Origin of the sequence: Alkaliphilus peptidifermentans DSM 18978 (assembly GCF_900101495.1) — a bacterium.
Classification (GTDB): domain Bacteria; phylum Bacillota; class Clostridia; order Peptostreptococcales; family Natronincolaceae; genus Alkaliphilus_C; species Alkaliphilus_C peptidifermentans.
This window is the reverse complement of the sequence record NZ_FMUS01000002.1, coordinates 188,568-197,977: the sequence shown is the minus strand read 5'-3', so window position 1 is coordinate 197,977 and position 9,410 is coordinate 188,568. Positions and strand designations below refer to the sequence as shown.

Sequence of the window (9,410 nt, the reverse complement as noted above, 5' to 3'; positions counted from 1 at the left end):
GATGATGACGATGATGATGACGATGATGACGATGATGACGATGACGATGATGATGACGATGACGACGACGATGACGACGACGATGACGACGATGACGATGACGAGGAAATCATCGATGATCTGGAAATACCACTGGGTATATCAGAAATTAATCTTGATGAAACAGGTGTTAGTCTTGATGAAACAGAAGTTAGTCTTGATGAAACAGAAATTATTCTTGATGAAGAAATACCATTGGGATCTTCTGAATTACCAAAGACCGGAGAGAGGAATCCTCTTCATATGATAATTTCTGGTTTAGGAATATCTTTAACAGGATTAATTATGAGAAGAAAAACCAAAAAAAATAATTAAAAATAATTTGTCATAACAAATATCGAATTTTGTAACATAGGATAATTGATGATGATTATCGATTAATAAAGCGGGTATTACTCTATAATACCTGCTTTATTTTTTTTACATAGAAAGTTGTTCCTAAACATATTTTAGTTCAGCTTAAGTATAACTAATGTGTTTTCATCAGTTAATTAATGATGTATAATGTTATTACAAAACTCGACATAAACTTACATTTTTCTTGTAATTTAGCTAAATTTTTCAAAGACTAACTGTGTTTTCGGGGAGGAAGGAATAGAAATGAAGACCAATACTAAGAATACACAAATAAGTTGCCATACTATAGAAATATCGACTCTTGGTCACTTTGATGTGAAAAAAAACAATAATTCATTAGTGTCTTCTGCACCAGGTTCTAAGAAAATTTGGGAATTATTTAAATTTATGTTAACTCATCGCAAACGGTCTTTTACCCCTGAAAACCTAATGGAAACACTATGGTCGCGGGAAAACTATAGTGACTCACGTAGTACTTTACGTCGTCAAATGCACCGTTTACGACAGATACTTGAAGAAGTTCAAAGTAATGAAGAGCAGCTTATTGTTTTCAACAATGGGTTTTACAGTTGGAATACTAAAATAAACATACAACTTGATATCGATTTATTTGAAAAAGCTGTTCAGATGGCGGAAGAAATGAAGGAAGCTAGACCTGAAGGGGCACTTATAAACTATAGAATGGCATTATCTTTGTACCAGGGAGACTATTTGTCAGAGTGCATAGAACAATTATGGGTAATACCAATTAGGAATTACTATAGGCGCCTTTACTTAAAGTCTGTTTATAACATCACCAATCTTCTTAAAGTACAGGGTAATTGGAATGAAATACTACAGATTTGTGAGCGGGCCATTCAAGTGGAAGTATATGAAGAAGAAATACATTTACGTTACATAGAAGCATTATTACAAGAAAAAGAAGTGAAGCAGGCACAAAAGCATTATGAATACTTCACTACCTTTTTATATCAAGAAATGGGATTAAAACCTTCTCCAGCTTTAAAATCAGCTTATAAAAGAATACTCGCAACTAATCATATGCATTCCTCTATAGAGGATCTTGAGATTGATTTAGATAATAAGAAGATAGAAAATGCCTTTTACTGCGAACCTTATGTATTTAAAATGATTTACGAACTTGAATGTAGAAGAAGTGAACGCAGTGGTAATATGGCTATGATTTGTATGATAACTATGAATCATCCTTCAACTGTCAGTTTAGAGAAAAAACAACAAGCGATGACTTCGTTAGAGAAACACTTATTAGAACAGCTCCGAAAGGGAGATACAATTACTCGCTGGGATAACTCGAATTTCTTAGTTTTGTTACCAGGATTGAATGATTTAATCATGGAAAAAGTTCTTTCACGTATATTAAATTCATTCTATAATTACTACTCTGAAAGTCCAGATACTATACAAACTCATTACCTAGAAGTTTTACCTCCACAGGCAAGGAGTGGTCAAAATGAATGAATTCTTACGTAACTTATTCGATACAATTAGAATGGCAAAAAGAACAGAGCTCTCCAATTTGAAGTATCCTATTTTTCAAACCAATGTAATAAACAATGAAATTCACTTGATATTAAGCCTATATGATTACAATAATTCATTATACATGTATCAAGGTAGAGGTGAGACCTTTCAAACAGCCATTGAGTCAGCATTGGATACATATTACAATTATAAAATTTATAAACCACAATCAATCAGAATAGATATAATTAAGGATATTCGTCCAGCAAAAAAATCTGATCCCTTTTTAGACATTAAAAATGACCGGATTCTTTTTAAAACAGGGATTGATGGATTGGCAGTCGGAAAAAACTTAGATGCTCTATTTTTACCGGAAGAAGTACTGTTATTTAATTTAATTAAGGACCAAAAATTTCAAGTAAAGAATATTAAAGAAGCGTTTAATAAACACTACCACCTTCCTTCAGGTGAAAAATTTATTGACTCATTAAATCGTGTGTCTTTATTGGAGATTTATAAAATACGGACAGACACTTATTATATTGATGATTATAGTATAAACAACTTAAATTATTTGAGTTCTTTAGCTCCACAAATTAGTAAGGATGCTATTATGGAAGCTATCATATTGACTAAAGATAATTATTTTAAAAATGTAGTAAATAAAAAAGGTAAATATATATACTCATATCTACCATGGGAAGGAGTAAAGGAAAAACGGTATAATATCTTGAGACATGCAGGAACTACCTATTCAATATTAGAGACCTTTGAGTTGACTGGGGATAAGGAATTACTAAAGATTTGTGAAGGTGCTATCCAATTTTTATTAGAAAAAATTATAAATTATGAGTTCAACGGGAAATCTGTTAATGTAGTTGTTGAAAAAGATATTATTAAATTAGGTGGAAATGCATTAACTATTATTGCTTTAGCAAAATATACACAGATAACTGGCGATACCAAGTTTTTGCCCTTGATGCAGAGTATGGCAGAATGGATGGTGGTAACACAAAATGAAGAAGGACGTTTTACCATACATAAACAGCAATACTCAACAGGAAAGATATATGATTTTATTTCTCACTATTATCCAGGTGAAGCTATGCTTGCTTTGGTTCGCCTTTATCAAATTGATGGGAATGAAATTTGGTTGGACATTGCAGAAAAATCTGCTTACTACCTTATTGAAATACGAGACAAAAATTCTAATGAAGACACTATAGCACATGATCATTGGTTACTCTATGCACTAAATGAATTATATCAGCAGCGTCCACAAGCTTCATATCTTAATCATGGGTTATTAATAGCTAATGCAATTGTTAAAAGCCAAATACTTAATGATGGTGAGAATAATGAATGGAATGGAGCATATCTTCTACCAGAGCCACGGTTAGAATCAACACCTACAGCCTGTCGTAGTGAAGGATTGTGTGCCGTCTATCAATTATTAAATAATTTAGACAATACAACAGATGTTACAAAAATTAAAAAAGCTATTAAAAAAGCTATTGATGAAGGTATCCGGTTTCAGTTAAGGACACAATTGCGGCCTGAGAAAGTAATGTTTTATAATAATAAAAAATTATGCCTAGGAGCCTTTCAAAGGGGCTTATACAAGTACGATTTAAGAATTGATTATACACAACATAATATTTCTAGTTTAATCTCATATTATAAATTACTAACACATAAAATTAAAAATATGTGATAAATTAGGTAAAGATATAATCATAATATATTAATTTGGATTTAACTTAAAAACAAAACAGTGGATAATACTAAGGAATAGGATTATTTCAATAAAAATTAAGTTTACTAGAAGGGTTTTATAATTTTATGTTGAAATATGATATTAATTATTTGATAAGGAGGTGTAAAATGAAAGATTGTATCTTTTGTAAAATAGCTAATGGAGAGATACCAACCGATATACTTTATGAGAATGAACATGTACTGGCTTTTAAAGATATTAATCCACAAGCACCTCTTCATCTACTTATTATTCCCAAAAAGCATATAACTTCCGCAATTCAATTAGAAGAGACTGACTATGATGAAATTATGCCAGCTGTCTTTCGGGCCATCAATCACTTGGCTAAGGAATTTAAGTTCTATGAAAAGGGATATAGAATCGTAAATAATTGTGGCCAAGATGGTGGACAAACGGTGGGACACTTGCATTTTCATTTGCTGGGAGGCAGACAATTACAGTGGCCTCCAGGTTAAAATTTTTATTGCATAACCTATTTATTTAATGTATAATAACAAGGTATTGTAATAATCCCACTAGCAATATAGCATAATATGTTGCTTATAGATAAAGCACAGCCGGTGCTAGCGGAGGGAGGGAGAAGTATGTCAGAGATAAAAATCAGAGATAATGAAACCTTAGATAGTGCGCTTCGTAGATTCAAAAGACAATGCGCTAAGTCTGGTATTTTATCAGAAGTAAGAAAAAGAGAGCATTACGAAAAGCCTAGCGTAAAGCGTAAGAAGAAAGCAGAGGCTGCTCGTCGTAATAAAACCAAGAGCAAGTTTTAATAAAATTAATTAGTAGAGGTGAATACATTGTCCCTCAAAGAGCAATTAGCTAGTGATTTAAAAGAAGCTATGAAGGAAAAAAATCAGCTTCGAAAAAATGTTATTACAATGATTCGTTCTGATATTAAGCAGGTAGAAGTCGATTCGCGGGTTGAACTTACTGATGAAGATGTTATTGGAATAATATCAAAGCAGGTCAAACAGCGTCGAGACGCCCTAGATGAATTTTCAAAGGGTGAACGTGAAGACTTGGTTAAGCAGGCGAAAGAAGAAATTCGTTGGCTTATGACTTACTTACCAGAACAATTATCAGAGGAAGAAGTTTCTAGAATTGTTATTGAAACTAAAAAAGATGTTGGTGCCTCTTCAATGAAGGACATGGGCATGATGATGGCTGCTGTTCTACCTAAGCTTAAAGGTAGGGCTGATGGTAAGCTAGTTAGTGAACTTGTAAAAAAACATTTACAGTCATAAAAGATAGTAAACCCGGAGTACTCCGGGTTTAATTATTTTTTTGTTATTTAGTAATATATGTCAATATCCTTAGTATTCAAGCCTATGCTATAATTAATTAACAAAACATTCAGATGACAAAGGGGCTAGAGGGATATGACAAAAAAACGATTAGTAATTTTGGTTATATTGTTAATGATGTTATCAAGTGTTGTTATGAAGGCCTCATCACAGGGAGAAATGACTGTAACAAAATATTTAATGAACGAAGAAATACATTATTTAGAAGTGAAAGCTCCCTATGAAGTAGAAGAAATAATTTTAGAGGCATTAGATGATAAAAATGAGATTGTTCAATACTCTGTTTTAAAATCTAGTTTTTCAAGAAAGGCAGATGACCTAAATAGATATAAATATTTTTATGTAACCAGTAATAGAACAGATTTTCACAAAATTAATAAAATTCGTCTGTATTCAAATGGAAGTAAGGAGAAAAAATATATAATAGAAGAAATGGAAGAGGTACATTTACAAGCTCCTTCTATAGAGGTTTTAAATGATAGGGAAGTGACGAATTTGAAAATAATGACCTATAATATACATCATGGTAAGAATTTACTAGGTAGAGATACTTTAAATATTATTGCAGACTTGATTAAAGAAACTGATGCAGATATTATTGGAGTTCAAGAAGCAGACAACGGTATTTATAGATCGAAATTTAGGGATCAAATGAAATATTTAGCTGAATATTTATCTATGTATTATGTATATGGTGATAACTTGAGTTTTCTTGGAGGACAATATGGAAATGGAATACTAAGTAAGTATCCTATTACTAGTTATGAAAACCTATTGCTTCCCAGTAAAAGAGAACAAAGAGGCTTGCTAAGTGCAACAATAGATGTACATGAAAAAGAAGTGCAGTTTATGGTAACTCACTTGGGATTAAACCAAGCAGAACGAATTAGACAGATAGATACTATAAAAAAGCATATGGAGATAATTCCACGTGAAATAATATTGATGGGAGACTTTAACGCCACACCAGATACAGATGAGATTAGAACTCTAAGTAAAAAAATGGTTGATACCGGCTATGTTTCTGATAATAATAATCAACCTACATTTGATCTACCTATTCTTTCTGGAAGAATTGACTATATATTTCTTAGTCCTTCAATTCAGCTGGAAGAGTATAATGTAATTAAAAGTAGAGCATCAGATCACTATCCTATTGTAATCGATATAGCTCTTCCCTTGCAATGAGTAATGAGTAATAAGTAATTATGGTAGGAATTTGGAGGCAAATTCCTATTTTTTTCTCTCTTAACTCATAATTCTTCATTCTTCACTTATCTATATATTGTCTTTGCATTCAACATTCAACACTCAACATTTTTCATTTCTTTTCTTTTCATTTCATTTTTTCGCCCCGTTTACATATAGAATAATTAAAATATATGAAATATTTTACAATAGCCTTTCAAAAAGGTTTAAATACTGATAAAATGAATATATATATAAATAACTATAGGAGGAGGTGGCATATGATAAAACGAATTTTTACTTTTATGATGCTATTTTTAATTTTAATGAGCTTTCAGGCTTTTGGATCGCAAGATGAAGGTATTGTTTATGTTATACCTATAAAGGGAGAAATAGGGCCTGCTGTTCATCAATTTATACAAACCAGTATAAATCAAGCAGAAAGGGATCCCAGAACTACTGCTATAATATTAGAGATTGACACTTACGGGGGATTAATTGATTCTGCCGTTAATATTAGCGACTTAATTGTAGGTTCAAAACACAAAACAATTTCCCTTGTAAATACTAAAGCTGAATCTGCTGGTGTATTACTTGCAATTTCAGCAGATAATATTGTTATGGCACCAGGTAGTACCATTGGTTCGGCTGAGCCGGTTCCCAATACTGAAAAGACCTTATCTTATTGGACAAGTCAATTAAGAACTATAGCACAGGATAAGGGAAGAGATGACCAGCTAGTTGCTGCTATGGCTGATAGTACAATCGTAATTCCTGGGATTGTTGAGAAGGGTAGATTATTGAACCTTACAACTCAAGAGGCAATGGAACTTAATTTTACTGATTTAGTGTCGGGTAATTATGAAGAAATATTGGAACATTTTGGAATAGAATACAGTCGTATTAATGAGATAAATATTCCCGGTAGAGTTAAATTAGCTCAAATTTTCAGCAGCTCCTATGTAGCTCCATTTCTACTATCTATCGGTTTTATAGGTCTATTGATAGAATTACTGACACCAGGCTTTGGAGTGGGAGGAACCATTGGACTTGTAGCATTTTCACTTTACTTTGGAAGTAGTATTCTAGCAGGACACGCAGGATGGGCAGTAATAATTGTTTTCATTGCAGGACTAGCTTTACTTACAATTGAAGCATTTGCTCCTGGCTTTGGTATAGCAGGTGTTGGTGGAATAATTTGTATAGTAGCAAGTATCATAATGAGTACAAATAGTATAATAACTGCAGTTGTTTCATTGTTAATCTCCTTTATTCTTACTTTAGTTGCCTTTGTGTTAATTCTGAAATATGCACCCAAGAACAGGCACTTTGACCGCATTATCTTAGCTACAACTGAAAAACCAGATTTAGGTTATACCTCAACAGGAGCTAGATACTCTAAATATATCGGAGCAGAGGGTATAGTTAAAACCTATTTGAGGCCATCTGGAAGCATCGAAGTAGATGATGAATTATTGGATGTAGTTTCGGAGGGTGATTTTATAGAAATTGGCAGAAGGGTAAGAATAGTTAGAGTAGAGGGAAGAAGAATAATTGTAAGAAAAATTGATTAGGAGGGATTTATATGCCAGCATTGGTTTCATTAGTAATTTTAATTGCTATAGTTTTTATTGTTTTATCCATCATATTAAGCTTCATTCCAGTAGGTTTATGGATTACAGCATACTTTTCAGGAGTCAAAATAGGTATAGGTACACTAATTGGAATGAGGTTAAGAAGAGTACAGCCAAGCAGAATTGTTAATCCAATGATTAAAGCCACTAAGGCGGGCTTAGATTTAAACACAGACAAGCTAGAGGCCCATTATTTAGCAGGTGGAGATGTAAATAGAGTTATAGATGCCTTGATAGCTGCTCAAAGGGCAGAAATTAATTTGGAATTTGAGCGAGCTGCTGCTATTGACTTAGCAGGGCGTGATGTACTTCAAGCGGTACAGGTAAGTGTTAATCCAAAGGTAATTGAAACTCCTAAAATAGCTGCTGTTGCTAAGGATGGTATTGAGGTAATGGCAAAGGCTAGAGTTACAGTTAGAGCTAACATAGAGCGTCTTGTTGGTGGTGCTGGTGAAGAAACTATTATTGCTAGAGTTGGAGAAGGTATTGTAACCACTGTTGGTTCAGCTGAAAGTCATAAAGGAGTTTTAGAAAATCCAGATTTGATTTCCAGAACTGTTTTGACAAAGGGCTTAGATGCTGGAACAGCCTATGAAATCTTATCTATCGACATAGCTGACATAGACATCGGAAGAAACATTGGTGCTAAGCTTCAAACTGATCAAGCAGAAGCGGATAAACGTATTGCTCAAGCAAAAGCAGAAGAAAGAAGAGCTATGGCTGTTGCTAAGGAACAAGAAATGGTTGCATCTGTTCAAGAAATGAGAGCTAGAGTAGTTGAGGCAGAGGCAGAGGTGCCGCGTGCTATGGCTGCTGCATTAAGGGAAGGAAAACTAGGTGTTATGGATTACTATAATATGAAAAATGTATTAGCTGATACAAATATGAGAGAATCAATTGGCAAGATTTCTGAAACAAAGAAGCAAGAGGAATAACATCGATTCCTAAAAAAAAGGAAGTGATTCTATGAATTGGGGAAGTATAGTGGCCTTTATAGTTATTGCAATACTTAGTTCAGTGTTCAATAAAAATAAACAACCACGCCAACGAGAAGAAAGGACACATCAACCCATTAACAATCCAGAACGACAGGCCCAACCAAGTAGAACAACCGTACAGAAAACAGCTAAAAAATCAACGGGACTTGAGGATATGCTTAAGGAGTTTCAAAAAGATATTAGTACTGTGTTTGGAGAATACCAGCAACAGGATGAACCTAATGAAGCTATAGACAATACAGTACAAGCTGAAATCTCAAGACAAGAGGAAGAAATAGAAACACTAGAGGCTACTAAATATACTACAGAGGATTCTGTAGCAAAACCACCTCTTAAAACAGGGAGTATATATAAAAAAGAGATTGAGTATAAAAATCAAGATATAACTCTTTCCTTCAGTCAATCATCATTGGTGGAAGGGATTATTATGTCAGAAATTTTGGGTAAACCAAAGAGTATGCAAAAGAGAAGAATTTGATATTTAAAAAAAGCAGAGCAGAAAAGAGGATTTCCTTCAGGAAATCCTCTTTTTTCCTTCTTTGTAATTTAACATTTAGCATTCAACATTCAACATTTTATATTTCCATTTGATTGTTCTATAAAAAACACAATGGGCATAAAAATTGAATAG

At 33.2% G+C, this 9,410-nt stretch carries 10 protein-coding genes; all 10 read left to right on the top strand.

Annotated features, from left to right (window positions below; all coding sequences use genetic code 11):
* Window positions 1-354, top strand: a 354-nt coding sequence (locus tag BLP68_RS02605; protein ID WP_176758837.1) for an LPXTG cell wall anchor domain-containing protein, incomplete at its 5' end; no start/stop codon positions are given.
* A 285-nt stretch (window positions 355-639) separates the two neighbouring features.
* On the top strand, window positions 640-1,875 hold the full coding sequence (locus BLP68_RS02600) for an AfsR/SARP family transcriptional regulator (protein WP_091539678.1): 1,236 nt from the start codon (window positions 640-642) through the stop codon (window positions 1,873-1,875).
* Entirely contained in the window at window positions 1,868-3,592 is a 1,725-nt protein-coding gene (locus BLP68_RS02595) for a glycoside hydrolase family 88 protein (RefSeq protein ID WP_091539676.1), read from the top strand. The genes BLP68_RS02600 and BLP68_RS02595 overlap by 8 nt, the downstream gene beginning before the upstream one ends.
* Window positions 3,593-3,762: 170 nt before the next feature.
* A complete protein-coding gene (locus BLP68_RS02590) occupies window positions 3,763-4,110 on the top strand; it encodes a histidine triad nucleotide-binding protein (RefSeq protein WP_091539673.1) in 348 nt (115 codons plus the stop codon).
* Window positions 4,111-4,239: 129 nt separating this feature from the next.
* Window positions 4,240-4,425: a 30S ribosomal protein S21 gene (gene rpsU, locus BLP68_RS02585; RefSeq protein WP_091539670.1), complete on the top strand. Its 186-nt coding sequence runs from the start codon at window positions 4,240-4,242 to the stop codon at window positions 4,423-4,425.
* Window positions 4,426-4,452: 27 nt separating this feature from the next.
* Window positions 4,453-4,899: a GatB/YqeY domain-containing protein gene (locus BLP68_RS02580; RefSeq protein ID WP_091539667.1), complete on the top strand. Its 447-nt coding sequence runs from the start codon at window positions 4,453-4,455 to the stop codon at window positions 4,897-4,899.
* Window positions 4,900-5,034: 135 nt separating this feature from the next.
* Window positions 5,035-6,147: an endonuclease/exonuclease/phosphatase family protein gene (locus tag BLP68_RS02575; RefSeq protein WP_091539665.1), complete on the top strand. Its 1,113-nt coding sequence runs from the start codon at window positions 5,035-5,037 to the stop codon at window positions 6,145-6,147.
* A gap of 281 nt (window positions 6,148-6,428) precedes the next feature.
* The gene (locus BLP68_RS02570; RefSeq protein WP_242876888.1) at window positions 6,429-7,721 is read left to right on the top strand and encodes an NfeD family protein; all 1,293 of its coding nucleotides are present in this window, start codon (window positions 6,429-6,431) and stop codon (window positions 7,719-7,721) included.
* 11 nt (window positions 7,722-7,732) lie between these two features.
* Window positions 7,733-8,716 (top strand): flotillin-like protein FloA, encoded by a 984-nt coding sequence (gene floA / locus BLP68_RS02565; RefSeq protein ID WP_091539663.1) that lies wholly within the window; start codon window positions 7,733-7,735, stop codon window positions 8,714-8,716.
* Window positions 8,717-8,747: 31 nt separating this feature from the next.
* On the top strand, window positions 8,748-9,257 hold the full coding sequence (locus BLP68_RS02560; RefSeq protein WP_091539660.1) for a hypothetical protein: 510 nt from the start codon (window positions 8,748-8,750) through the stop codon (window positions 9,255-9,257).
* Window positions 9,258-9,410: the final 153 nt, after the last annotated feature.

What these genes read in the sequence shown, in the direction of transcription:
- BLP68_RS02560 (WP_091539660.1), top strand. Translation starts at nt 8,748, where the DNA reads ATGAATTGGGGAAGTATAGTGGCCTTTATAGTTATTGCAATACTTAGT.
- BLP68_RS02575 (WP_091539665.1), top strand. Translation starts at nt 5,035, where the DNA reads ATGACAAAAAAACGATTAGTAATTTTGGTTATATTGTTAATGATGTTA.
- BLP68_RS02595 (WP_091539676.1), top strand. Translation starts at nt 1,868, where the DNA reads ATGAATGAATTCTTACGTAACTTATTCGATACAATTAGAATGGCAAAA.
- floA (WP_091539663.1), top strand. Translation starts at nt 7,733, where the DNA reads ATGCCAGCATTGGTTTCATTAGTAATTTTAATTGCTATAGTTTTTATT.
- BLP68_RS02600 (WP_091539678.1), top strand. Translation starts at nt 640, where the DNA reads ATGAAGACCAATACTAAGAATACACAAATAAGTTGCCATACTATAGAA.
- BLP68_RS02570 (WP_242876888.1), top strand. Translation starts at nt 6,429, where the DNA reads ATGATAAAACGAATTTTTACTTTTATGATGCTATTTTTAATTTTAATG.
- BLP68_RS02590 (WP_091539673.1), top strand. Translation starts at nt 3,763, where the DNA reads ATGAAAGATTGTATCTTTTGTAAAATAGCTAATGGAGAGATACCAACC.
- rpsU (WP_091539670.1), top strand. Translation starts at nt 4,240, where the DNA reads ATGTCAGAGATAAAAATCAGAGATAATGAAACCTTAGATAGTGCGCTT.